The sequence below is a fragment of the Leisingera sp. SA32 genome, from assembly GCF_056033425.1.
The window spans coordinates 403,378-427,776 of sequence record NZ_JBVYHB010000002.1; the positions used below are offsets into that span (position 1 = coordinate 403,378).

Here is a 24,399-nt window from a genome sequence, read left to right on the forward strand (position 1 = left end):
GTTCAAAAACCCACGTCTGCCAGGCTAGGCCGACAATGCGGCACAAACATGCTGCAGCGCGCCGTGCGGGGAGACAGGCGGCGGGAAGTTGCGGACAAGTTTAACAATTCGTAAACGCAAAACGGGCCGCGGCAGCCGCGACCCGTTTTGATATTCTTCCCGAGGGGAAAGGCTTACTTGATCTTGCCTTCCTTGTACTCGACGTGCTTGCGGACAACCGGGTCGTACTTCCGCACGACCATTTTCTCGGTCATGGTACGGGCGTTCTTCTTGGTGACATAGAAGTGGCCGGTGCCCGCGCTCGAGTTCAGGCGGATCTTGATGGTGGTCGGCTTCGCCATGGTGCTTCTCCTGCGTCCGGAAAGGCTGGAAGCCCTTCGGTAAATTCCTGTCTGAAGCCCGGCTTTTACCCGCCCCAGCCTGCAAGTCAATAGGTTTCTCCCCGGCCCTGGGGGATTTATGCACAGAAGGCCTGTAAGCCGGATCCTGTCCCCCCAACCCCGTGGGATTGGGATCGATGACCATTCATCTGGGCAGCACATTGCTGCGCCGCTCTAGCTGCCAACCCGGTCCCTCTCGGCTGAAGCGAACCTAGCGGCGGTTTTCCGGAAGCCCGGAACCTGCCCGCGCGGGGACCCTATTTGGCATTGCTCCCGGTGGGGCTTGCCGTGCCGCCCCTGTTGCCAGGGGCGCGGTGGGCTCTTACCCCACCGTTTCACCCTTACCCGCGCGGCTGATCCCTTGGCGAACCGCAGGGCCGGCGGGCGGTCTGTTTTCTGTGGCGCTTTCCGTCGGGTCTCCCCGCCCGGGCGTTACCCGGCACCGTTGCTTCATGGAGTCCGGACTTTCCTCGCGGGGGCAAGCCCCACGCGGCCATCCAGCCTTCTGTGCGGGTCGAGGCCTAGGAACTATGCCCGGCGGCGTCAAGCGCATAGTTTGACACAGGGGCGTCGCCCGGCTTGGCCATGCGGCCGAATTCCCCGCTGCGCGCGGCGGTGCCGCGCACGGGTCAGACCTGCCGCGCCATCCCGCCGAGCGCTGCGAAATCCGCGCCGCACAGCGCCCCCCTGCCCCAGGGGCGAAAGCGCAGCCGGACCGCCTGCAAAAGCGCCTCATCCGTCGTCGGCGCAGTAAAACCGGCAGCCTGGGCGGCGGCGCGGAAGGCTTGGACGTTGGGCGCGCCCGGCTCTTCGCCGTTGCCGCCAGCCGTCGCCAGCCCCTGTCGCGCCAGCCGCACCCAATCGAACCTCGGACCGGGATCGAATTTACGCCCCGGGGCCATGCAGGAATGGCCGATGACACCGCTGGGCGGGATCTGCCAACGGGCCATGATGCCCCGCATCAACGCCTCCAGCCGGGTCATTTGCGACGCGCTGAACGGATGGGTGCCGCGGTTATCAAGCTCAATCCCGATGGAGCGGGAATTGATGTCCTCCTGCCCGCACCAGGTGCCCGCCCCGGCGTGCCAGGCGCGGTCAGCCTCGGCCACCATTTGCCACAAAGAGCCGTCCGCACCGATCAGGTAATGCGCCGAGACCTCGGACGCGGGGTCGCACAGCCGGTCCAGCGCCGCGCTGGCGCTGTCCATGGCCGTGTAATGCAGGACGATCAGCGTGGGGGGCAGCCCGCCCCGGCGCACACCGTAATTCGGGCTGGGCCGCCAGCTTGCGCCCTCTGTCGCTGCCTCTGTCGGGGAGGCCACGGCGGTCAGTTCCGCACCACCTGCCGATAGGGTGACGGATCCCAGCCACAGGCGTAGCCATCGCCGTCCGGGTCCAGCGCCTGGCGGTCCCGCTTGGGGCCACCGGCCTCGAGGAAGGCGATCTGGGCCTGGTCGGGCGAGGCAAAGGCGGCGCAATTGCGCTGGTTGCGCGCGCTGAGGTTCAACCCGGAGCGGCTGTAGATGCGCACGCCCTTGGGATTGGAGGTGCTGAGCGCGTAGCGCACGATGTTGGGGCCGATATCCTCGGTCCCTTGCGGCACCGCCACGGGCTGCACCTGTTGATACTGCGCGCGTTGGCGCTCCAGCCGGGCCGCGTCACTTTCGATCGACTGGCGGGCGGCAACGGCCTCAAAATCGTTCTCGTCCGAGATGCCGACATTCCCGGCCAGTTGCGGCGCCGGGTTGTCAGGGCTGGCCTCCAGCGGAGCGACGCCGGAGTTGGCCCGGCTGGCCGCCAGCGCCGCGGCGGTTTCGCGGGCAAGATCGGCGTCGCTGCCCGGACGCGCGGCGGCAGGCACGGAGGCGCTGCTGCGGAAGGTTCCTGCGGCCGCGGTGGACCCGGCGCTGCGCTGCGCCGCGGCGACCTGATAGGGCTCGCTGGACACCCGCGCTGGCGGCACCAGAGGCGCACCTGTGATGGTGGTGCCGACAGCGGGCGGCGGCGCGAAGGGATCGCCGTCGATGCCAACGCCTGCGGCGCTGTCGGGAACCTGAGGGGAACAGGCAGCCATAACCAGGAGGCTGCCTGCGGCGGCGTAGGATGCGAATGCGCGCATGGGGTTACCTGTCTGCTCTGCTCACGTGCTGAGGCCGAGGTTTACCACCATTGCTGCGGCTTGGCTACAAAGCCCGCCGCCGTCTCAAGCGCATAGGCGGTGTTCAGCAAATCGCCCTCTTCCCAGGGTTTGCCGATCAGCTGAAGGCCCAGCGGCAGACCCTTGGCGTCCAACCCGGCAGGTACCACAATGCCCGGCAGGCCGGCCAGGTTCACCGTGACCGTGAAGACATCGTTCAGGTACATCTGCACCGGATCCGCCTCTGTCATCTCACCCAGCCCAAAGGCCGCCGAGGGCGTGGCCGGGGTCAGGATGGCGTCGACACCTGCGGCAAAGACGTCTTCGAAGTCTTTCTTGATCAGGGTGCGGACTTTGCGGGCGCGGTTGTAGTAGGCGTCATAGAATCCCGCCGACAGGACGTAAGTGCCAACCATGACGCGGCGCTGCACCTCGGGGCCAAAGCCTGCGGCGCGGGTCTTTTCGTACATCTCGGTGATGCCGTCGCCCGCCTCCAGCGTGGCGCGCTGGCCGTAGCGCACGCCATCATAACGCGCGAGATTCGACGAGGCCTCCGCCGGGGCAATCACGTAATACGCCGGCAGCGCGTATTTGGTGTGCGGCAGCGAAATGTCGACGATCTCGGCGCCCGCAGCCTTCAGCATCTCGGCGCCGTCCGCCCAGAGTTTGCTGATTGCTTCCGGCATGCCGTCCATGCGGTATTCCTTGGGGATACCGATTTTCTTGCCGCGGATGTCGCCGGTCAGCATCGCCTCGAAATCCGGCACCGCCAGATCGGCGCTGGTGGAATCCTTGGGATCGTGGCCGCACATCGCCTCGAGCATGATCGCCGCGTCGCGCACCGATTTGGTCATCGGCCCTGCCTGATCCAGCGAGGAGGCAAAGGCCACAACGCCCCAGCGCGAACAGCGCCCATAGGTGGGCTTGATGCCCACGGTGCCGGTAAAGGCCGCGGGCTGGCGGATCGAGCCGCCGGTGTCGGTGCCGGTGGCGGCCAGACACAGATCCGCTGCAACGGCCGAGGCCGAGCCGCCGGAGGAGCCGCCGGGGGTCAGCTCGGCGGTGTCGCCATCGCGCCGCCAGGGGCTGACCGCATTGCCATAGGCCGAGGTCTCGTTCGAGGACCCCATGGCGAATTCGTCCATGTTCAGCTTGCCCAGCATCACAGCGCCGGCATCGGCCAGCTGCTGCGAGACGGTGGATTCATACTCGGGCTTGAAGCCTTCGAGGATGTTGGACGCTGCCTGGCTGGGCACGCCCTTGGTGCAGAACAGATCCTTGATGCCCACCGGCAGGCCGCACATGGAGGGCGCGTCACCCGCCTTGATGCGCGCATCTGCCGCGCGGGCGCGCTCCAGCGCGATGTCGGGGGTTTTGTGCACAAATGCGTTCAGCGCATCGGCTGCATCAATCGCCTTGAGACAGGCCTCTGTCAGCTCAACCGAGGTGGTGTCGCCCTTGCGCAGCGCGTCGCGAGCCTCTGCCAGGCCCAGTTTGTTCAGATCGCTCATGTCTCTTACTCCACAACCTTGGGCACTGCGAAAAAGCCTTCGCGGGCGTCCGGCGCATTGGCCAGGACCTTGTCCTGCTGGCTGCCGTCGGTCACTTCATCCTTGCGACGCTTGAGCCGCTGCGGGGTGACGGAGGTCATTGGCTCAACGCCCTCGACATCCACCTCGTTCAGCTGTTCGATGAAGCCCAGGATGTTGTTGAATTCGTCTGCCAGCGCCGGCAGCGCGTCATCCTCGACCTTGATCCGGGCCAGTTTGGCCACCTTGGCGGCGGTGCTTTGGTCAATCGACATGGAAACCCTCATCTCGTGTTGGCTAGGCATTTACCGCCGCAAGGGGCGCGCCGCAAGCCTGCAAGGGCGAACAGGCGCATCTGTCCGCCGCAACGGCGATTTTACGGGCGCCAGCGCATTCCATTTCCGCCGCGGGCTGATAGGCTGGCGCGTGATTGGCAACCTGCAACGGCATAAGGAATTTGGCAATGAAGGTGATTTGGCTGGGGCATGGCTCCTTTCGCATTGAAACCGCAGGTCAGGTGCTGCTGGTGGACCCCTGGCTGAGCGGCAATCCGGTGCTGGCCGAAGAACAGCACGAGGCCGCGATCGAAGGCGCCACCCATATCGTGCTGACCCATGTGCATTTCGACCACGTGATTGACGTGCTGCCGCTGGCCAAACGGCTGGGCGTGCCGGTGGTGGGCCAGTACGACCTGATGGGCCTGTGGGCGGAGACCGAAGAGATCGAGACCATCGGTTTCAACAAAGGCGGCACGGTGGATCTGGGCGGGGTGCAGTTGACGATGGTGCCGGCCTCGCACAGTTCCACCTTTTCGACGCCCGAGGGGCTGCGCACCGGCGGCAGCGAGGTGGGCTACATGCTCCGTGCCGAAGGCAAGACCGTCTACCTGTCGGGGGATACCGACATCATGGCCGATATGGACTGGATGGGCGATTTCTACAAACCCGACGTGGGCATCCTGTCGGCAGGCGGGCATTTCACCATGGACATGAAGGGCGCGGCCTATGCGGCCAAGCGCTACTTCAACTTCAAGACCGTGATCCCCTGCCATTACAAAAGCTTCCCGATCCTGGAGCAATCGGCGCAGGCCTTGATCGAGGCTTTGCCGGACGTGGATGTGATCGAGCCCGAGGTGATGGCGCCGATCGAGATCTGAACCGGTTCCTGGGCGGGACAGCGTGTGCTCCCGCCCGCTCCTGGACCTGCCAAGCAGATCCGCAGCCGTTGGGCCGCGCACCGGGCCTGTCGGCCCGGCGCGGCGCCAGGTTCAGACGACGGCTTGCAGCTGCGGCGGCGTGAAGTCCGCCCGCGCCGCCGCCGCGCGATCACGACAGATGCAGCCGCGCGCGTGGTCATTCACCAGCCCCATCGCCTGCATGAAGGCAAAGGCGGTGGTGGGACCGACAAATTTCCACCCCCGCTTCTTCAACGCCTTGGACAGCGCAACGGAGTCAGGGGTCGTGGCGGCGGTCTGCGGCACCGGCAGGTCTTCGGGCTTTGGCTCAAAGCTCCAGAAAAACGCCGCCAGGGAGCCCGCCTTCGCCACCAGCTCCTGTGCGCGTGCGGCGTTGTTGATCACCGCCTCGATCTTGCCGCGATGGCGGATGATGCCCTTGTCCTGCAAGAGCCGTTCCACATCCGCGGGGCCAAAACCTGCCATCACGTTGAAATCAAAGCCGACAAAGGCGGCGCGGAAGTTCTCGCGCTTGTCAAGGATTGTGCGCCAGCTAAGACCGGACTGAAAGCTTTCGAGGCAGACCTTCTCGAACAGGCGGATGTCATCGCCCACGGGGTAGCCCCACTCCTCGTCGTGGTAGCGCAGGAAATCCGGCGCAGAGGCGGCCCAAGCGCACCGTGGCTGACCATCGGGGGCGATGTAGGTGCGGTTCATTCCTCAGCCCGCAAGAAATCCAGTCGCGGGTCCATCATGGTGGGGGCCACGCCGATGATCTCCGGCTCTACCACTCCGTTGGTCACAAAAGGATCCTTCGCCACGCGCGCGGTCAGCGTCGCCTCGTCTTCCCCAACGGCGAGGATCGCACCGCCTTCGCCGTCGGTCATGGACCCGGCCGCGAGAAAGACGCCATCCTCGAATCCCTGCTGAATCCAGGCCTTATGGCCCTCGAGAAACTCCGCCAGGCGGTCCTTTTCAGCCGCAAATGAGAGCAGAATGAAGTACATGTGTGTCTCCTTTGGTGTAAACTATTCGGCATGACCCGGCGGCAGCTGTCCCCAAGACCAAGCCTGCGTATGGTCCGCTTCGCACTCGATGACACCCGCAGCACCAAGGCCCGAGCCAGCGCCGTCAGCGTCGTTCGGCGAAGAAATCCCGCAGCATCTCGCTGGCCTCCGTTTCGGCAATGCCGTCATAAACCTCTGGCACATGATGTGCCTGCGGGTGCGAGAACACGCAGGCACCATGGGCGACGCCGCCGGATTTCGGGTCCGACGCCCCGTAATACACCCGCCGGATGCGGGCGGCGGCGATGGCGGCGGCGCACATCGCGCAAGGCTCCAACGTCACATAGAGATCATAACCAGTCAGACGCTCGCGGCCCAGGCGAGCGCAGGCGTCGCGGATCGTCAGGATCTCGGCATGGGCGGTGGGGTCGTTCAGCTCGCGGGTGCGATTGCCGGCCAGCGCCGCCACCTGCCCGTCAGGCGCGATCAGCACAGCGCCCACCGGCACCTCGCCGCGGCTGGCGGCGGCACGCGCCTGCTCCAGCGCCTTGTCCATATGCGATTTGAATGCCATGCCCCTTCCTGCCCGCGATTGCGCGCTTTCGCAAGGCGGCGGAATGTTCTATGGCAATCTCATGAGCAAAACACCCGCATCCCCCAAGGGCAAACCGGCCCCCAAAGCCGCGGCAGGCAAAGCGCCCGCCGCCAATCCGACTGACGGCAAGACGCCCGAGGGCGACCGTATCGCCAAGGTGCTGTCGCGCGCCGGCGTGGCCTCGCGCCGCGAGGCCGAACGGATGATCGCCGAGGGCCGTGTGTCGGTGAACGGCGCGATAATCGACAGCCCGGCCCTGAACGTCTCTGCGCAGGATCGCATCAGCGTCGATGGCCAGCCCCTGCCCGAGGCCGAGGCACCGCGGATGTGGCTGTATTACAAACCCATCGGGTTGGTGACTTCGAACAGCGACGAGAAGGGCCGCAAGACCATTTTCGACGAGCTGCCCGAGGATCTGCCGCGGGTGATGACGGTGGGGCGGCTTGACATCAACTCCGAGGGGCTGCTGCTGCTGACCAATGACGGCGCCATCAAGCGCAAGCTGGAGCTGCCCGCGACTGGATGGCTGCGCCGCTACCGTGTCCGCATCAATGGCCGCCCGCGGGACGAGGATTTTGCGCCGCTGCGCAAGGGAGCCGTGATCGACGGTGAGACCTTCCAGCCGATGACCGTGTCGCTGGACCGCCAGCAGGGCGCCAATGCCTGGCTGACCGTGGGCCTGCGCGAGGGCAAGAACCGCGAAATCCGCCGCGCGATGGAATACGTCGGTTTCAACGTGAACCGGCTGCTGCGGGTGTCCTATGGCCCGTTCCAGCTGGGCGAGCTGAAGCCGGGCGAGGTCGAGGAGCTGCGGTCGCGGGTGGTGCGCGACCAGCTGGGGCTGGAGCCGGAAGAGGAAAAGTCTGCCGCCCGCCCAACCCGTCCGAGCCGCGCCCGTGGCAAGCCGGGGAGCAAGCCGGGCGGCAAACCGGGCAGCAGGCCGGGGACCGGGACCGCGGCAAGAGCCGGTGGCGCCGCAGGCAAGCCCGGCGGCCGACCGGGCGGCGGGTTTGGCGGCAAGCCCGCTGACAGGGCTCCCCGGTCCGCGGCCGACAAACCGGGGCAGAAAGGTCCCGGGGGCCGCAGCAGTGGCGGTGGCCGGGGCACGACCCAGGGTGCAGGTCGACCCGCACCGCGCGGTGGTGGCAAGCCCTCTGGTGGCAAGAAACCCCGGCGCTGAGGCATTTGCGGCAGACTTCCCCCTAGTAAGATCGTCGACTATCCCCTAGATTTCCAATCAGTTAATCGTTTCTGGCTGCTTGGGGGATGCTCGCGTGCAAAATATTGCCTATGCTGCCCTACTGATCTTGTTGCTCGGGCTGAGCACCGGTTGGATCGTGGGGGGCTGAACCGATGGCACAGCGTTACGGCGGCAAATACAGCCCCGACGAAAAAACCACCGATTCAGCCGCGCCCGCGGGCGCTCCCCCGGCGCGGCGCCAGTCCCGAATACAGGTCGATCCGGTTGGCCTGCGCGCGAACCTGATGTTTGTGCCCCCGGCGCTGCTGGCGCTGTTGTCGCTGACGGACGGGGCCACCGGACTGGCACTGGGGCTGGTCGGGGCGCTGTCGTGGACGGCTGGTGCTGTGATGCTGCGCGAAGGGTTGAAAGCCGAGGCCGCCTATGACGCCCGCAAGGTGGCGCGCCGCCCCGCCCTGCCCCGCAAGATCCTCGCTGCCGTTCTGACAGGCGCAGGGGCTGCGCTGGCTGCCTGGAAGGGCGAGCCGGGGCTGCTGGCCGCTGCGATCTATGCCGCCGCTGGCGCGGGCCTGCATCTGGCCGCCTTTGGCATTGATCCGATGCGCGACAAGGGGGCCGAGGGCGTGGATGACTTCCAGCGTTCCCGCGTGGCTCGCGCCGTGGATGAGGCCGAGGCCAGCCTGGCCGCGATGAAGGACGCCGCCCTGCGCGCCCGTGACCGCAAGGTCGAGGCGCGGGTGGAGGAGTTCCAGTCTGTCGCGCGCGAGCTGTTTCGAACCGTCGAGGAAGACCCGCGTGACCTGACCGCCGCCCGCAAATATCTGACCGTTTACTTGCAGGGCGCCCGCGACGCGACGGTGAAATTCGCCGACATCTATGACCGCAGTGGCGATGCGCAGGCCCGCGCCGACTACCTGTCGTTGCTGGACGATCTGGAACAGAATTTCGCCGCCCGCACCGCCAAGCTGCTGGTCGAGGATCGCACCGATCTGACCGTTGAAATTGACGTGCTGCGCGATCGCTTGCAGCGCGAAGGCGTCCATCTGGACGAAAACTGATGAGTGAGGAAGCCGTTCATGTCCCAAGCCGTTCAAACCAAAGCCGCCGAGGCTGAGACCTTGGTTCAGGAAGTCACCGCAATCGAATTGCCCGAACCAAAGGCGGAGGTGCAGAGGCTGGACCAGGCCGATGGGCCGACTTCCGCGGCGATCCGGCAGCGGATGGAGCAGATCGACATGGGCGATACCAACTCGATCATCCATTTCGGCTCTGCCGCGCAGGCGGAATTGCAGACCATCAGCCAGGCGATGCTGGCGGATGTGCGCAACAAGGATGTCGGCCCGGCGGGCGACAGCCTGCGCGATATCGTCACCACCATTCGCGGCTTTTCGGTGTCGGAGCTGGACATGCGCCGCAAGCCCTCCTTCTGGGAGCGGCTGCTGGGACGGGCAGCGCCTTTTGCAAAGTTCACCGCGCGCTATGAGACGGTGCAGGATCAGATCGACCGGATCACCGACCAGCTGCTGGCCCATGAACACACCCTGCTCAAAGACATCAAGTCGCTGGATCTGCTGTATGAGAAGACGCTGGAGTTCTACGACGAACTGGCGCTCTACATCGCCGCGGGCGAGGCCAAGCTGGCGGAGCTGGACGAGACTGCAATCCCCGCCAAGGACGCCGAGGTACAGGCCGCCCCCGAGGGCGATCAGGTGATGAAGGCGCAGGAGCTGCGGGATCTGCGTGCCGCGCGCGACGATCTGGAACGCCGCGTGCATGACCTGAAGCTGACCCGCCAGGTCACCATGCAGTCGCTGCCCTCGATCCGGCTGGTGCAGGAGAACGACAAATCGCTGGTGACCAAGATCAACTCGACGCTGGTCAACACCGTGCCGCTTTGGGAGACCCAGCTGGCGCAGGCGCTGACCATCCAGCGCTCGGCGCAGGCTGCCGCAGCGGTGCGCGACGCCAATGATCTGACCAATGAGCTGCTGACCTCGAACGCCGCCAACCTGCGTCAGTCAAACGAGATGATCCGGCAGGAAATGGAACGCGGCGTCTTTGACATCGAGGCTGTGAAACAGGCCAATGCCGATCTGATCGGCACCATCCAGGACAGCCTGCGCATCGCTGACGACGGCAAGGCCAAGCGCGCCGCCGCCGAAGCCGACCTGCAAAAGATGGAAGCCGAGCTGCGCGATACGCTGGCCGCGGCCAAGGCGCGCCGCGACGGGGTGGGCGACAACGCCGGAACCGCGGTTCCGGGCTGAGGCATGCTGCGCGCGTCGGCATATCAGGCTGTGCTGCGCCGCGGTGCCGCGCTGTGTGGACTGGCCGCGACGGCAGCCTGCCTGCCGATGTCGCAGCCGGAATCACTGGTGCCGCGCCCGCGCCCCGCAACGCTGAAACCGGCGGTGTATGAACCTTCGCCCGACAGCGCCCAGCTGGCCTATTACTATCGGGCCTTGCAGCGCGACCTGCTGACACGCGGGCTGCTGCGTACCGATGGCGGCGGCCCCGACACGCCGTTTGACGCCGAGGATCTGGCGGAGAGCTTTGAGGCGCTGGCGTTTTACGACGAATACGGCGGCTCCGACCAGGCCGGAGAACTGGGCCGCTGGGATCAGCCAGTGCGGATTGCGGCGGAATTCGGCCCCTCGGTGTCCCAGTCCCAACGCGCGGCCGACCAGGCGGTGCTCAGCGATTATGCCGCCCGATTGGCGCGGATCACCAGCCACCCCGTCAGCACCGTCAGCAGCCGGGCGAATTTCCACGTGATCTTTGCCAGCCTGGACGACAGCGCCTTTGTCGCCGAACGGGTGCGCGAACTGCTGCCCGCGATCGGCGCCAAGGATCTGTCGCTGCTGGCGGCACCACCGCGCAGCTATTACTGCCTGGTGATTGCGGGCGGACCGCAGAGCGATCCGCTGTCCTACAGCCGCGGCGTGGCGCTGATCCGGGCCGAACACCCGGATCTGGTCCGCAAGAGCTGCGTGCATGAGGAAGTCGCCCAAGGGCTGGGCCTGCGCAACGACAGCCCGAAAGCGCGGCCTTCGATTTTCAATGACGACGATGAATTTGCGCTGCTGACCAGCTTTGACGAAAAGCTGCTGCAGATGTTGTATGATCCAAGACTGAAGACGGGCATGAGCGCCGAGGACGCGCGCCCGGTGATCCGCATTCTCGCCCGCGAGGCGATGGGCCTGGAACTGTAGGCCGCCATAGAAAGAGGACCTGACCGATGGGTATTTTCGATTTTCTCAAGGGCGAATTCATTGATGTCATTCACTGGGTGGATGACACGCATGACACCATGGTCTGGCGGTTCGAGCGCGAGGGCCATGCGATCAAATACGGCGCCAAGCTGACAGTGCGCGAGGGTCAGGCGGCGGTATTCGTGCATGAAGGCCAGCTGGCAGATGTGTTCACCCCCGGTCTCTACATGCTGGAGACCAACAACATGCCGATCATGACCACCTTGCAGCACTGGGACCACGGGTTTCAGTCGCCGTTCAAATCGGAGATCTATTTCGTTGATACCACCCGGTTCAGCGACCTGAAGTGGGGCACCAAGAACCCGATCATCTGCCGCGACCCCGAATTTGGCCCGGTGCGGCTGCGTGCCTTTGGCAGCTATACTGTCAAGGTCGCCGACCCGGCCCGCTTCCTGACCGAAATCGTCGGCACCGATGGTGAATTCACCATGGACGAGATCTCGTTTCAGGTCCGCAACATCATCGTGCAGGAATTCTCCCGCGTGGTGGCGGGCAGTGGCATTCCGGTGCTGGACATGGCGGCCAATACGGCGGATCTGGGCAAGCTGGTGGCGGCAGAGATCTCCGGCACGCTGGCGGACTACGGCCTGATGATCCCGGAGCTGTATATCGAAAACATCTCGCTGCCGCCCGCGGTGGAGGAGGCGCTGGACAAGCGTACCCAGATGGGGGTGCTGGGCGACCTAGGCCGCTACACCCAGTTTTCGGCGGCCGAGGCGATGACGGCCGCGGCCCAGACCCCCAACAGCGGCATGGGCGCCGGCATGGGAATCGGCATGGGGATGGCCATGGCGCAGCAGATGGGCCAGCAGATGGCTCCGGGTGCGGCGGGTCAGCCCTCTGGTCCCTGGGGCGCCCGCCCCGCCCCCGCTGCGGCAGCTTCTGGGGCGCCTGCCGCCAGCCCGCAGGCCGCCCCCGTCGCCCCGCCGCCGCCACCGGTCGAACATGTCTGGCACATTGCCGTGGACGGTCAGACCTCGGGGCCGTTCTCCAAGGCGCGGATGGGCAGGATGGCGCAGGAGGGGGCGCTGACCCGCGACACCCACGTCTGGACCCCCGGCCAGGATGGCTGGAAACGCGCAGGCGAGGTGACCGAACTGGCGCAGCTGTTCACTGTGCTGCCCCCGCCGCCCCCGCCGCCGACGGCGGCCGGGTAACCGCGCCACCCGGCGCAGGGCCACGGCCCGTCGCCCCGCCACGCCCCTCACCAATATTGCCCAACAGGTAGCCCACCCGTGACGATGCCCCCGCCGACGCCCAGTGACCCCACGACCGCCGCCGCCAAGGAGACCCATCGCTTTCCCTGTGAAAACTGCGGTGCCGATTACACGTATGACCCCGCAACGGGCCAGCTGACCTGCGACCATTGCGGCCATACTGACCACATCCGCAGCGGCCCCTGGGCGGGCAGCGCCTTGCAGGAGCTCGACTTTGGTGCCGCGGTGGCACAGCAGCTGCCGGCGGTCGAAACCGAGGTCACCCGCGTCAGCACCTGTCCGAACTGTGCAGCCCAGGTGGAGTTTGACCCCGGCACGCACGCGCAGGAGTGCCCGTTCTGCGCCACGCCCGTGGTCACCGGCACCGGCGAGAACCGGCAGGTGAAGCCCAAAGGGGTGCTGCCCTTTGCGATCACCGAACGCAGTGCCCACCAGGCGATGAGCACCTGGCTGGGGCAGCTGTGGTTTGCGCCCAACGGGCTGAAGCAATACGCCCGGAAGGGGCGGCGCATGCAGGGCATCTATGTTCCCTACTGGACCTACGACGCCCAGACCCGCAGCCGCTACAGCGGTGAGCGCGGCACGGTGTACTACGTTACCGAACGGGTTCAGCGCGACGGCAGGACCGAGACCCGGCAGGTGGCCAAGGTGCGCTGGCGGCCTGCCTCGGGCCGGGTACAGCGGTTCTTTGACGACGTGCTGGTACTGGCCTCCAAGAGCTTGCCCAAACGCTATACCGATGCGCTGGAGCCCTGGGATCTGTCTCAGCTGGAGCCCTATCAGCCGCAGTACCTGGCCGGTTTTCGGGCCGAGGCCTATGGCGTTGATCTGGAGACGGGCTTTACCGAGGCGCGGCAGCGGATGGACCGGGTGATCGAACGCGACGTGCGTTTTGACATCGGCGGCGACCGTCAGCGGATCCATGGCATCGACACCGACGTGTCGGATGTGACGTTCAAGCATATCCTGCTGCCGGTCTGGCTGGCGGCCTACAAGTACCGCGGCAAGACCTATCGCTTTGTGGTCAATGGCCAGTCAGGTCGGGTGCAGGGTGAGCGCCCCTATTCCACCATCAAGATCATTCTGGCGGCGCTGATCGCCGCCGTTGTGGTGGCCGCCGTGGCCTATCTGGCCGGGCAGCAGTAGCCGCCAACCAACCTCCGCCAACAGGCAACAACAGAAAAGGAAGCATTCATGCGTGCCTTGGTACAACGGGTCAGTGAAGCCTCGGTCACGGTGGAGGGCGAGGTCTGCGGCGTCATCGGCCCCGGCTTGCTGGTGCTGGTCTGCGCCATGCAGGGCGACGGCGATCCCGAAGCTGATCTGCTGGCTGCCAAAATCGCCAAGCTGAGGATTTTCAAGGATGATACGGGCCGGATGAACCGCGCGATCCGCGACAGTGGCGGTAGCGTTCTGGTTGTCAGCCAGTTCACCCTGGCCGCGGACACGCGCAGCGGCAACCGGCCCGGGTTTTCGCAGGCCGCCGCCCCGGAGACCGGCGCGCGGCTCTACACCCGGTTCGTCGCGGCAATGCAACAGCAGGGTTTGCCGACCGCCACTGGCCGTTTTGGTGCCGATATGCAGGTTTCGCTGGTCAATGACGGTCCGGTGACCATCTGGCTGGATACCGCGCAACGGTGACTCGTCGGTCTTTTGCAGGCCCGCCCGCCGGGCCAGCTTCTCGGCACGGCCCCGTGGACACACAACCCAAGGGTGATATCTGGGCCTGCCTGCGCAATTTCATTACTCCTCAGCCCTGTCGGGGAAAGAAAAGTTTCTGGTCGCATTCCGGCTGCAAATTTGATTTACACGGCGCACAACACTCTGAATACGGCACCTTACCCCCAAAAGGCGACGCAACGCAGCATCGCCTGATCCCTGCATCTGCGCCCGATTCGGGCCCGCCGCGATTAATCCTTGCGAGGTTGCGGCAAATGCGCAAATCTTGAACCATCAATCAAAAAACGGGTGTTTCCAGCACCTAAACAATCCGGGAGATTTTCATGAACAGACACATCCAGTATCTGGCCAGCCAGGCCGTGGCGGGCAAACTGTCGCGCCGCGACTTCCTGGGCAAGGCCGCCGCATTGGGGCTTACCGCCGTTTCCGCCAATCTTGTGCTGGCCAACAGCGCCCGCGCGGCCGGGCCGCAAAAAGGCGGCACCCTGCGCATGGGCTTGCAGGGCGGCTCCACCACCGACAGCCTGGACCCGGCGCTGGTCACCAACACCGTTGGCCTGATGGTCACCCGGTTGTGGGGGGAAACCCTGGTTGAACTGGCCGAGGACGGCGGCATCGAAGGCAAGCTGGCCGAAAGCTATGAAGCCTCCGCCGACGCCAAGACCTGGACCTTCAAACTGCGCCCTGGCGTGACCTATTCCAACGGCCAGAACGTCACCGCGGACGACGTGGTGAAAACCATGGAGCGTCACAGCGGCGAGGACACCAAGTCGGGCGCCCTGGGCATCATGCGGGGCATCAAGGACGTGCGCGCCGACGGCGACAGCGTTGTCTTCGAACTGGACAGCCCGAACGCCGACCTGCCCTATCTGCTGGCCGACTATCACCTGATCGTCCAGCCGAACGGCGGCATGGACGACCCGGCGGCGGCCATCGGCACCGGTCCCTACATCATGAAGTCGGCCGATATGGGCGTGCGCTTCGTGGCCGAGAAGAACCCGAACTACTGGGGCGATCTGGGCCATGCGGACACCGTCGAAATCATCGTCATCAACGATGACACCGCCCGCGTCGCAGCGCTGCAATCCGGCCAGGTCGACGTGATCGACCGGGTACCGCCGCGCACCGCGAAACTGGTGGAGAGAGCGCCGAACATCACCGTGCATTCGACCTCCGCGGCCGGCCATTACGTGTTCATCATGCATTGCAACACCGCGCCGTTCGACAACAACGATGTGCGCATGGCGCTGAAATACGGCATCAACCGCCAGGAAATGGTCGACAAGATCCTGAACGGCTATGGCACGGTGGGCAACGACACGCCGATCAACGCCTCCTATCCGATGTATACCGAGCTGGAGCAGCGCACGTATGACCCGGACAAGGCCATGCACCACCTGAAAAAGGCGGGCTATGACGGTGAAATCCTGCTGCGCACCTCGGACAACTCGTTCCCGGGCGCACCGGATGCCGCGGCCCTGTTCCAGCAGTCGCTGTCCAGCGCCGGTATCAATCTGGACGTCAAGCGCGAGCCAAACGACGGCTACTGGTCGGAAGTGTGGAACAACAAGCCCTTCTGCACCAGCTACTGGGGCGGCCGTCCGACCCAGGACCAGATGTTCACCACCGCCTATCTGTCGACTGCGGACTGGAACGACACCCGGTTCAACAACGAGCAGTTCGACCAGATGCTGGTTGCCGCCCGCGGTGAACTGGACGAGGCCAAGCGGACGCAGATGTATGCGGACATGTCCACCATTCTGCGCGACGAGGGCGGCTTGATCTGCCCGATGTTCAACGACTTCGTCGAGGCGACCGGTGACAAGGTCGACGGCTTTGTGCCAGGCCTGCCGGGCCAGGTTCTGATGAACGGCTATGCCGCCAGCAAGCTGTGGGTCAAAGCCTAAGATGTCCCCAATCGTGAAACTTCTGGCTCAGCGCATCGCGCTGAGCCTTCTCCTGCTGCTGATGATCTCGGTGGTGATCTTTGCCGGAACGATCGTGCTGCCCGGCGATGTGGCCCAATCCATCCTGGGGCAGAGCGCCACCCCCGAAGCCCTGGCCAACCTGCGCGCAGAGCTGGGCGTGAACGATCCGCCGGTGGAACGCTATTTCTCCTGGCTGTTTGGCGCCATCCAAGGCGACCTTGGCACCGCGCTGACCAGTGGGCAGGATATTGCAACAGCCCTCACCAACCGGTTCTGGAACACCTTGTTCCTGGCCTTCTGGGCCGCCGTGATCGCGGTTCCGCTGGCGATCTTTCTGGGCCTGCTGGCCGTGCGGTTCAAGGACCGCTGGCCCGACAAGCTGATCTCCGCCGTGACCCTCGCGTCGATCTCGATCCCGGAATTTTTGATCGGCTATGTGCTGATGTATTTCATCGCGGTCAAACTGCGCTGGTTCCCTTCAGTCGCCATGATCAACGACAGCATGAGCCTCTTTGAGAAGCTGGGCGCGATTGCACTGCCGGTTGCGGTGCTGACGCTGGTGGTGCTGGCGCATATGATGCGCATGACCCGCGCCGCGATCCTCAATGTGATGCAGTCGGCGTATATCGAGACCGCCGAACTGAAAGGGCTCAATGCCTTTCAGGTGATCTTCCGCCATGCCTTCCCCAATGCGATCGCGCCGATCGTCAATGTGGTGATGCTGAACCTCGCCTATCTGGTGGTCGGCGTTGTGGTGATCGAAGTGGTCTTTGTTTACCCCGGCATGGGCCAGTATCTGGTTGACCACGTCTCCAAACGCGACGTGCCCGTGGTGCAGGCCTGCGGTCTGATTTTTGCTGCCGTCTATATCGGCCTCAACATGATCGCCGACATCGTCGCCATCCTGAGCAATCCGCGTCTGAGGCATCCGAAATGAAGAATATCCCCATTTCCGCACTCATCGGGCTGTTCTTCACGGCCCTATATTTCCTCGGCGCGATCTTTGCGCCGCTGCTGGCCCCCTACGGCGTCGGCCAGATCGTCGGCGACGTCTGGGAGCCCTCCAGCGCCGACTACCTGCTGGGCACCGACAACATCGGCCGCGACCTGCTCAGCCGGATGATCTATGGCGGGCGCACCACCATCTTCATCGCCACCGCGGCCACGGTGCTGTCGTTCACGCTCGGCTCCGTGCTTGGGTTCTTTGCGGCGGTGGTCGGCGGTTGGGTCGATCAGGTGCTGTCGCGCTTTGTCGATCTGGCCATGTCGATCCCGACGCTGATCTTTGCGCTGGTGGTTCTGTCGGTGGCGCCAGTCACCATTCCGATGCTGATCCTGGTGATGGGTCTGCTGGATTCCACCCGCGTCTATCGCCTGGCCCGTGCCGTTGCCGTCGACATCGAGGTGATGGACTTCGTCGAGGCCGCCCGTCTGCGCGGCGAGAAGACCGCCTGGATCATCTTCCGCGAGATCCTGCCCAACGCCCTGTCGCCGCTGATCGCGGAGATGGGCCTGCGTTTCATTTTTGCGGTTCTGTTTGTGTCCACCCTGTCCTTCCTCGGCCTGGGCGTGCAACCCCCTGAGGCTGACTGGGGCGGCATCGTGAAGGAAAACAAAGAGGGCATCGTCTACGGCATTCCGGCGGCTCTGCTCCCGGCCTTTGCCATCGCCACATTGGCGATCTCGGTCAACCTGGTGGCTGACTGGGTGTTGAACCGGACAACCTCGCTGAAAGGAGGCCGCGGATGAGCGATCCCCTGTTGAAAGTGCGCGACCTGAAAATCGGCGCGACCGTCTATCCGCCCGGCGAAAAGCCGAGGCCCATCGAGATCGTGCACGGGGTCAGCTTTGACCTCGCGCCCGGCAAGGTGCTGGGGCTGATCGGCGAATCCGGTGCCGGCAAATCCACCATCGGGCTTGCCTCCATGGCCTATGGCCGCGGTGGCGTGCAGATCACCGGTGGCGAGGTCTGGGTGAACGGTCGCGACATCCTCAAGTCCAAGCTTGGCGACATCCGCCGCCTGCGCGGCGGTGAGGTTACCTATGTGTCGCAATCGGCGGCAGCCTCATTCAACCCGGCCAAGAAGATCATGGACCAGGTTGTCGAGGCCGCGGTGGAGCAGAACAAGTTCTCCCGCAAGGACGCCGAGGCGCGCGCGCGCGCCCTGTTCGCCAAGCTGGGCCTGCCGGATCCCGACAACATCGGCGAACGCTATCCGCACCAGGTGTCGGGCGGCCAGCTGCAACGCTGCATGACCGCGCTGGCGCTGTGTCCGGAACCGGATCTGGTGGTCTTTGACGAGCCGACAACGGCGCTGGACGTGACCACCCAGATCGACGTGCTGATGGCGATCAAGGAGGCGATCCGCGACACCGGCGTGGCGGCGCTCTATATCACCCACGATCTGGCGGTGGTGGCGCAGGTCAGCGATGACATCATGGTGCTGAAGATGGGCGAGACCGTGGAATACGGCCCCGTCGACCAGATCATCAACAACCCGCAGGAAGACTACACCAAGGCGCTGGTCTCGGTCCGCTCGATCGAGCACGAGGAAAAGTCACCCACCAAAGAACCGGTGCTGAGCGTGCGCAACATCACCGCGCGTTACAAAGGCACCAAGTTCGACGTTCTGCACAATGTGAACGTCGATCTCTACCCCGGCCAGACACTGGCGGTGGTGGGCGAGTCCGGTTCCGGCAAATCCACCCTCGCCCGTGTGATCACCGGCTTGCTGCCGCCGCGCGAGGGCGAGATCGAATTTGCCGGCCGCATTCTGTCGTCTGAGCTCAAGGGGCGCTCGCGCGAGGATCTGCGTGAATTGCAGATGATCTACCAGATGGCGGACGTGGCGATGAACCCGCGCCAGACCGTGGGCACAATCATCGGCCGGCCGCTGGAGTTCTACTTTGGGCTGCGCGGTGCGGAGAAGCGCAAGCGGATCATCGAACTGCTGGACGAGATCGAGCTGGGCGAGAAGTTCATCGACCGCTACCCGGCAGAGCTGTCCGGCGGCCAGAAGCAGCGCGTCTGCATCGCCCGCGCGCTGGCAGCCAAACCCAAGATGATCATCTGCGACGAGGTCACCTCGGCGCTGGATCCACTGGTTGCGGATGGCATCCTGAAGCTGCTGCTGGAGCTGCAAAAGATCGAGGACGTGGCCTATCTATTCATCACCCACGATCTGGCGACGGTGCGCGCCATCTCCGACAACATCGCGGTGATGTATCAGGGCAAGGTGCAGCGCTACGGCGGCAAGACCCAGGTGCTGAGCCCGCCGTTCGACGACTATACCGATCTGCTGCTGAACTCGGTGCCGGAAATGCGGCTGGGATGGCTGGAAGAAGTCATCGCCAACCGCAAGATGGAAAGTGCCGGCAACTAACGCCGCCAACAGGCCAGTACGCTGACGGCCCCTGCCCCATCTGCGCGGCAGGGGTCTTTTTCCGCCCGGACCTTCTGCGTCAGCACGGGCAAAGCCCGCCGACCCGCCACCTGTTTTCAAAAGGCAATTCAACACAAACCGCGCATTTGCGACATAACCCTTCGGGTTTGGACCGGCGGTCCTGCACCGCCTCCGCATGATGGCGCAAAACCGATTGCCCCCCGCAAGGATCCCCCATGAACACCAAACTTTTGCTCATCATTCTCGACGGCGTGCCCTGGCGCAATTTTCGCCGCCTGTTCGGCAACCTCGAAGGCTGGGTCGACAGCGGCGAGGCCCGCGTCTGGAAACTGCGCTCCGTGCTGCCGTCGATTTCCGCCAGCTGCTATGCCTCGATCCACACCGGCGTCGCGCCGGCGGTGCATGGCTGCACCGGCAATGCCAACGTGTTCCGGCTGAAGGAGAAGGACGTGTTCTCGCAGGTGCGCGCGGGCGGCGGCGTCACCGGCGCGGTGGCGCACAGCTTCTGGTCGTCGTTCTTCAACCGCCACCCGTTCGATCTGGTGCGCGACATCGAATATGACGAGCCTGACAGCACCACCATCAACCACGGTCGGTTCCACAGCATGACCGGCTATGGCAAGGACAATCAGATGACGCCCTCCGATGTCGATCTGTTCGCCACACTCACCAACCTGTGCCAGCGCTTTGGCCTGGATTACGGCATGCTGCACACCTGCACGCTAGACAGCATGGGGCACCGGTTTTTTCACGACTGCCAGGCGATGGACCACGCCTGTTTCGTCATGGACGAGATGCTGGCCCCCTTCATTCACCGCTGGCGCGACATGGGGTACGAGGTAATCGTGACCGCGGACCACGGCCAGGACGAACGCGGCCATCACGGCGGCCGCAGCCCGCTCCAACAGGAAACCGCGCTCTATTACTTTGGCGCTGCCGATGGCCCGGCGGCGGAGGACGTGATCGATCAGCGGCAGCTGGCTCCCACCATCCTGACCCGGCTGGGCGCGCCTGTGGCTGCAACCATGAAGGCAGCACCGTTCCTGAAATGACAGCCTTGGGCGGCGGTTTCGTGCTACACTGGCCCCGCCGCCCGGTTCATTTCAGAGTGAGGAGTGCCATGAAGTATCTTGTCTGCGCACTGTGCCTACTGGCCGCGCCCGCGTCGGCCAGCGACGCCTGCCACGACCTGTGGTACACCCGCAACGCGCTGATCGACCGGGCCGGATACTGCTTTGGCTCAACCTTGGGCCAGGCCATCTTCTACAACGGCGACTGCACCGGGAAATCGGTCACCCTGCCGCCGCAGACGGAACAAACGGTGGCTGCAATCCGGCACCTCGAAGCGCGCATCGGTTGCCGGGTCAACACCAATCAGACCTTTCTGAACCTCGACGACCTGCACCTTAGGCGGCAGCTGTGGGATCTGCCCGTTCTGGACGAGCTGCAAAGCGCCTGCCTGGGCTGGATCGGCTCCGCCGTCGGACTGCGGGCCGGGCACCGCCGCGATGCGCCCGTGATCGGTCAGATCCGATCCGGAGATTACGTCAAATACGGCCACCACCCGGTGGGCAGCTGGACCTATGTCACTACCTCTGGTCCCGATTGGCGGGTGGTCAGCGGTGGCTGGCTGGACATGTCCGCCGTGCAGGAAAACTGCCGCGACATCGCCGGTTAGGGCGGCCTAGTCCTCATAGGACCAGATCTCCTGGCCCAGAGCCTCGATCGCGATCGAAATCCGCTCAAAGCTGTCGCGCGCCCGGCCCACGCTGTGGCGCGCCCGCAGGTAGCCATGCACCAACCCCGGCTCGTTGATCCAATGGGCCTTGCCGCCCGCTGCCAGGATGCGGTCACGGTAGGCGCGCGAATCGTCGCGCACCGGGTCGCAATCCGCCGTGACCAGAACCGTCGGCGGCAACCCGGCGAAATCGCTGTCGTGCAACGGGGCGAACCGTGGGTCTTTCTGCGGGTCTGCCGCGCCCGCCCGCAGCTGGTTGTAATGCACGACGTCGTCACGCGTGAGCATGGGCGCCTGCGCGTGTTCGACATAGGAGCCCTGGTCCAGGTCGCCTCCAAGGGCCCCGTAGATCAGCACCTGCCCCAGGACCACGTCGCAACGGCTGCGGGCATGATGGGCCACAGCGGCGCATAGATTGGCCCCCGCACTGTCCCCCGCCAGCACGATGCTGCGGCCAAAGGTGTCGCCAGCCCAGGTCAGCACCGTCCAGGCATCCTCAAAGCTGGCCGGGTGCGGATGTTCCGGCGCCAGCCGGTAATCCACCGCCACCACGCGATAGCCGGTCTGCGCGCAAATCTCTGCGCAGACATCGTCGTGGCTGTCCAACCCGCCGACCACAAAGCCGCCGCCGTGGCAGTAGATCACCGTCCGGGTCGGATCACCCGCGGTATAGATCCGCACCGCAACGCCATTGGCCTGCGTGTCCTGCGCTGTCACCACATCCGGCCGCGGCACCCGAAATTCGCGCGACATCGCGTCATAGATTTTGCGCTGTTCGGCGATCGGCAGCTCGACGGCATCATCAGGGTACAGCTCCCCGGTCTTCTGGATGAATTCCCAGGTTTCCTCGTCGATCAGCCTTTCGTAATCCATCCACAGCCTCCCAGTGCTCAGAGTTCAGTCGAGCCTAGGCAGACTTGGCGGCAAATGGAATGCCTTAAACAAAAGAGCGCCCCGCAGGGGCGCTCTGATGCAGTCTGTCGTGTCCCGCAAGGATCAGCTGGCGGCGGCAGGCTCCCACGGGCGGGTGAAACAGTTCAATACGCCTGCGATCTCAGCCTCGGTGCTGCCGTTTGCGGCCACTTGCGCCACCAAGCCCCGCTTCTTGTCGTCGACCACGGACGCAACCCGCGCTGCCAGACCGGCCTGTTCCAGTGCCGAGTCGTAGACGCGGGTGATGGCAAGCTTGCGCAGGTCCGGCTTGAACACCTTGCCCACGGCGGTTTTCGGCAGCTCGTCCAGCACCGTAATATGCTTGGGGATTGCGGCGCGTTCGTGAACATGAACCTTGCAGTAGGCCAGCAGCTCCGCCTCTGTCACGCTGGCACCGTCAACCAGTTCGACGAAGGCGCAGGGCAGCTCACCCGAGTGGGCATCGGGCTGGCCAATCGCCCCGGCAAATGCCACCGCCTCATGGCCCAGCAGCGCCTCTTCGATCTCTGCCGGGTCAATGTTGTGACCGCCGCGAATGATCAGATCCTTGGCCCGCCCAGTGATCCACAGATAGCCGTCAGAATCTATTCGACCCAGGTCGCCGGTGCGCAGAAACTTGTCTTGGTAATAGAGATCGCGATTCTTGTCGGTCTCGGTATAGGTATGCCCGGCATAGACACCGGGGCTTGACACGCAGATCTCGCCCACCTCGTCGGTGCCGCATTCCCGCGCGCCTTGCCCGTTCTGCTGGACGATCCGCACGTCCGTATAGGGAAAGGGAATGCCGACGGAGCCGACCTTCTTTTCGCCGCCCGGCGGGTTGCAGGAGACAAGGCAGGTGGCTTCGGTCAGACCGTAACCTTCGACGATGGCCACGCCGGACGCGGCCTCAAACCGCTTGAACAGCTCCATCGGCATCGGCGCGGAGCCGGAGAAGGCAGTTTTCACGCTGGAGATATCGGCATCCACCTCCCGCTGCATCAGCGCCGAGACAGCGGTGGGCACGGTGATGATAAAGGTGATCTTCCAGCGTTCGATCAGCTTCCAGAAATTGTCGAACACGCCTTCGCCTCGATAGCCCTGCGGGGTCGGGAACACCACATGCGCGCCAGAGGCAACCGCCGCCATCATGATGACATGGACCGCAAAGACGTGGAACAGTGGCAGCGGACACATGATATTGTCCTCTTCGCTGAACAGCAGCGTATGGCCCAGCCAGCCGTTGTAGATCAGGCCTGAGTATTTGTGCTGTGCGACCTTTGGCATGCCGGTGGTGCCGCCGGTGTGGAAATAACAGGCCACCCGGTCGCCCTCGGAATCGGCAAAGCTCAGCTGTTTGGGCTGTTTGGCCATCTCCTTGCTGAAGCTGAGATATCTGGCGTGGGACGCACGCGCCTCCGCTGCCAGTTTTGGCCGGACCAGCGGCACGATCCAGGACTTCGGCGGCGTCAGATAGCGGTTGAGGTCCACCTCCAGCACCGTGGTGACGTCCGGCGCATGACGCACCGCCTCGGCCACCTTCTGGGCGACATCGGTCTTGGGAAAGGGGCGCAGCGTCACCACCACCTTGGCGCCGGTCTCGCGCAGGATGGAGGCGATCTGCTCTGGGTCCAGCAGCGGGTTGATCGGGTTCACGATCCCTGCCACCGCACCGCCCAGCATGGTTACAAGTGTCTCATTGCAGTTGGGCAGCACGTAGGCGACCACGTCGCGCTCTCCCACCCCCAGCGCACGGAACAGGTTGGCCGCCTGGCTGACCTGATCCTTCAGCGCAGACCAGGTCAGGGTTTCCGCCTTGTCCCGAGGCCCTGAGAATATCTGATAGCTGGCCGCGTTGCGGTCCGGAAACTTGCCCGCGGTTCGCGACAGCAAGCCATAGAGCGTGGCCGGCAGGCCGCGTTCCTCAAACGGCATTTCATCGTGCAGCGCGTCTCTGTCCGCCTTGCCGGTAAAAACCATAAAACTCCTCCCTTGTCCCCCGATGTATCGTGGGATGTATTCTTGCCTCGCCAGATTATTGCAAAGTGGGTCTGGCGCAAGCGCCGGCGGGGGTCACGCAAAGTCACCTTGCACCGTGACGTCACGCCATTTTGCGTGCGGCAGCTCCTGCCTAACGCAAAACGCCCCGGACTCTGCCCCCGGCGCCCTCGAACCTCGGCGCGGCACAGCCTGTGGCGGGCGGTGCGCGCCGTGCCGGTTTGCCG

General features: G+C 64.7%; 25 protein-coding genes and 1 other RNA gene. 15 read left to right on the plus strand and 11 right to left on the minus strand.

Going from position 1 to position 24,399, the window contains the following annotated elements; genetic code table 11:
• Positions 1-173 precede the first annotated feature (173 nt).
• The 6 genes from rpmG to gatC form a co-directional block, all read right to left on the minus strand.
• The gene (gene rpmG / locus AC0IPL_RS04560) at positions 174-341 is read right to left on the minus strand and encodes a 50S ribosomal protein L33 (RefSeq protein WP_008554190.1); all 168 of its coding nucleotides are present in this window, start codon (positions 339-341) and stop codon (positions 174-176) included.
• Between the two features lie 118 nt (positions 342-459).
• Positions 460-889, minus strand: an RNA gene (gene rnpB, locus AC0IPL_RS04565) — RNase P RNA component class A.
• Between the two features lie 120 nt (positions 890-1,009).
• Complete coding sequence (locus AC0IPL_RS04570) at positions 1,010-1,702, minus strand: N-acetylmuramoyl-L-alanine amidase (RefSeq protein ID WP_474272465.1); 693 nt, start codon at positions 1,700-1,702, stop codon at positions 1,010-1,012.
• A gap of 5 nt (positions 1,703-1,707) precedes the next feature.
• The gene (locus AC0IPL_RS04575; RefSeq protein ID WP_474272466.1) at positions 1,708-2,499 is read right to left on the minus strand and encodes a hypothetical protein; all 792 of its coding nucleotides are present in this window, start codon (positions 2,497-2,499) and stop codon (positions 1,708-1,710) included.
• 41 nt (positions 2,500-2,540) lie between these two features.
• Positions 2,541-4,028, minus strand: a complete 1,488-nt coding sequence (gatA, locus tag AC0IPL_RS04580; RefSeq protein ID WP_474272467.1) for an Asp-tRNA(Asn)/Glu-tRNA(Gln) amidotransferase subunit GatA — start codon at positions 4,026-4,028, stop codon at positions 2,541-2,543.
• Between the two features lie 5 nt (positions 4,029-4,033).
• The gene (gatC, locus tag AC0IPL_RS04585; RefSeq protein WP_019295734.1) at positions 4,034-4,321 is read right to left on the minus strand and encodes an Asp-tRNA(Asn)/Glu-tRNA(Gln) amidotransferase subunit GatC; all 288 of its coding nucleotides are present in this window, start codon (positions 4,319-4,321) and stop codon (positions 4,034-4,036) included.
• Between gatC and AC0IPL_RS04590 the strand changes: the two genes are divergently transcribed.
• Positions 4,320-4,550 carry a hypothetical protein gene (locus AC0IPL_RS04590; RefSeq protein WP_474272468.1) on the plus strand — a complete coding sequence of 77 codons (231 nt, stop codon included), beginning with the start codon at positions 4,320-4,322 and terminating at the stop codon, positions 4,548-4,550. The genes gatC and AC0IPL_RS04590 overlap by 2 nt on opposite strands.
• Positions 4,510-5,202, plus strand: a complete 693-nt coding sequence (locus AC0IPL_RS04595) for a metal-dependent hydrolase (protein WP_474272469.1) — start codon at positions 4,510-4,512, stop codon at positions 5,200-5,202. Before AC0IPL_RS04590 ends, AC0IPL_RS04595 begins: the two co-directional genes overlap by 41 nt.
• Positions 5,203-5,313: 111 nt before the next feature.
• On the opposite strand, the gene AC0IPL_RS04600 is transcribed toward AC0IPL_RS04595, so the two are convergent.
• From AC0IPL_RS04600 to AC0IPL_RS04610, 3 genes are all read right to left on the minus strand, one after another.
• The gene (locus AC0IPL_RS04600; RefSeq protein ID WP_474272470.1) at positions 5,314-5,937 is read right to left on the minus strand and encodes a DNA-3-methyladenine glycosylase I; all 624 of its coding nucleotides are present in this window, start codon (positions 5,935-5,937) and stop codon (positions 5,314-5,316) included.
• Complete coding sequence (locus AC0IPL_RS04605; protein WP_474272471.1) at positions 5,934-6,227, minus strand: YciI family protein; 294 nt, start codon at positions 6,225-6,227, stop codon at positions 5,934-5,936. The genes AC0IPL_RS04600 and AC0IPL_RS04605 overlap by 4 nt, the downstream gene beginning before the upstream one ends.
• A 124-nt stretch (positions 6,228-6,351) precedes the next feature.
• Positions 6,352-6,801, minus strand: a complete 450-nt coding sequence (locus AC0IPL_RS04610; RefSeq protein WP_474272472.1) for a nucleoside deaminase — start codon at positions 6,799-6,801, stop codon at positions 6,352-6,354.
• Between the two features lie 61 nt (positions 6,802-6,862).
• Here AC0IPL_RS04610 and AC0IPL_RS04615 point away from each other — a divergent pair, with 61 nt between their 5' ends.
• The 13 genes from AC0IPL_RS04615 to AC0IPL_RS04675 all read left to right on the plus strand — a co-directional run bounded on the left by AC0IPL_RS04615 (position 6,863) and on the right by AC0IPL_RS04675 (position 21,202).
• A complete protein-coding gene (locus AC0IPL_RS04615) occupies positions 6,863-8,002 on the plus strand; it encodes a pseudouridine synthase (RefSeq protein WP_474272473.1) in 1,140 nt (379 codons plus the stop codon).
• 173 nt (positions 8,003-8,175) lie between these two features.
• Positions 8,176-9,081 (plus strand): 5-bromo-4-chloroindolyl phosphate hydrolysis family protein, encoded by a 906-nt coding sequence (locus AC0IPL_RS04620; RefSeq protein ID WP_474272474.1) that lies wholly within the window; start codon positions 8,176-8,178, stop codon positions 9,079-9,081.
• A gap of 18 nt (positions 9,082-9,099) precedes the next feature.
• A complete protein-coding gene (locus AC0IPL_RS04625; RefSeq protein ID WP_474272475.1) occupies positions 9,100-10,290 on the plus strand; it encodes a toxic anion resistance protein in 1,191 nt (396 codons plus the stop codon).
• Positions 10,291-10,293: 3 nt separating this feature from the next.
• A complete protein-coding gene (locus AC0IPL_RS04630) occupies positions 10,294-11,235 on the plus strand; it encodes a DUF2927 domain-containing protein (RefSeq protein WP_474272476.1) in 942 nt (313 codons plus the stop codon).
• Between the two features lie 26 nt (positions 11,236-11,261).
• Positions 11,262-12,452 carry an SPFH domain-containing protein gene (locus tag AC0IPL_RS04635; protein ID WP_474272477.1) on the plus strand — a complete coding sequence of 397 codons (1,191 nt, stop codon included), beginning with the start codon at positions 11,262-11,264 and terminating at the stop codon, positions 12,450-12,452.
• Positions 12,453-12,536: 84 nt separating this feature from the next.
• Positions 12,537-13,658 carry a TFIIB-type zinc ribbon-containing protein gene (locus tag AC0IPL_RS04640; RefSeq protein ID WP_474272590.1) on the plus strand — a complete coding sequence of 374 codons (1,122 nt, stop codon included), beginning with the start codon at positions 12,537-12,539 and terminating at the stop codon, positions 13,656-13,658.
• A gap of 48 nt (positions 13,659-13,706) precedes the next feature.
• A complete protein-coding gene (gene dtd, locus AC0IPL_RS04645; RefSeq protein WP_474272478.1) occupies positions 13,707-14,153 on the plus strand; it encodes a D-aminoacyl-tRNA deacylase in 447 nt (148 codons plus the stop codon).
• A 362-nt stretch (positions 14,154-14,515) separates the two neighbouring features.
• Positions 14,516-16,099, plus strand: a complete 1,584-nt coding sequence (locus tag AC0IPL_RS04650; RefSeq protein ID WP_474272479.1) for an ABC transporter substrate-binding protein — start codon at positions 14,516-14,518, stop codon at positions 16,097-16,099.
• A gap of 1 nt (position 16,100) precedes the next feature.
• Positions 16,101-17,057: an ABC transporter permease gene (locus AC0IPL_RS04655; protein WP_474272480.1), complete on the plus strand. Its 957-nt coding sequence runs from the start codon at positions 16,101-16,103 to the stop codon at positions 17,055-17,057.
• On the plus strand, positions 17,054-17,869 hold the full coding sequence (locus tag AC0IPL_RS04660) for an ABC transporter permease (protein ID WP_474272481.1): 816 nt from the start codon (positions 17,054-17,056) through the stop codon (positions 17,867-17,869). Before AC0IPL_RS04655 ends, AC0IPL_RS04660 begins: the two co-directional genes overlap by 4 nt.
• On the plus strand, positions 17,866-19,503 hold the full coding sequence (locus AC0IPL_RS04665; RefSeq protein WP_474272482.1) for an ABC transporter ATP-binding protein: 1,638 nt from the start codon (positions 17,866-17,868) through the stop codon (positions 19,501-19,503). Before AC0IPL_RS04660 ends, AC0IPL_RS04665 begins: the two co-directional genes overlap by 4 nt.
• Before the next feature lie 236 nt (positions 19,504-19,739).
• On the plus strand, positions 19,740-20,576 hold the full coding sequence (locus AC0IPL_RS04670) for an alkaline phosphatase family protein (protein WP_474272483.1): 837 nt from the start codon (positions 19,740-19,742) through the stop codon (positions 20,574-20,576).
• Between the two features lie 68 nt (positions 20,577-20,644).
• On the plus strand, positions 20,645-21,202 hold the full coding sequence (locus AC0IPL_RS04675; protein WP_474272484.1) for a DUF4453 domain-containing protein: 558 nt from the start codon (positions 20,645-20,647) through the stop codon (positions 21,200-21,202).
• Between the two features lie 6 nt (positions 21,203-21,208).
• On the opposite strand, the gene AC0IPL_RS04680 is transcribed toward AC0IPL_RS04675, so the two are convergent.
• Both AC0IPL_RS04680 and AC0IPL_RS04685 read right to left on the minus strand, forming a co-directional pair.
• On the minus strand, positions 21,209-22,135 hold the full coding sequence (locus AC0IPL_RS04680) for an alpha/beta hydrolase (RefSeq protein ID WP_474272485.1): 927 nt from the start codon (positions 22,133-22,135) through the stop codon (positions 21,209-21,211).
• A 123-nt stretch (positions 22,136-22,258) separates the two neighbouring features.
• Positions 22,259-24,154 (minus strand): acyl-CoA synthetase, encoded by a 1,896-nt coding sequence (locus AC0IPL_RS04685; protein ID WP_474272486.1) that lies wholly within the window; start codon positions 24,152-24,154, stop codon positions 22,259-22,261.
• Positions 24,155-24,399: the final 245 nt, after the last annotated feature.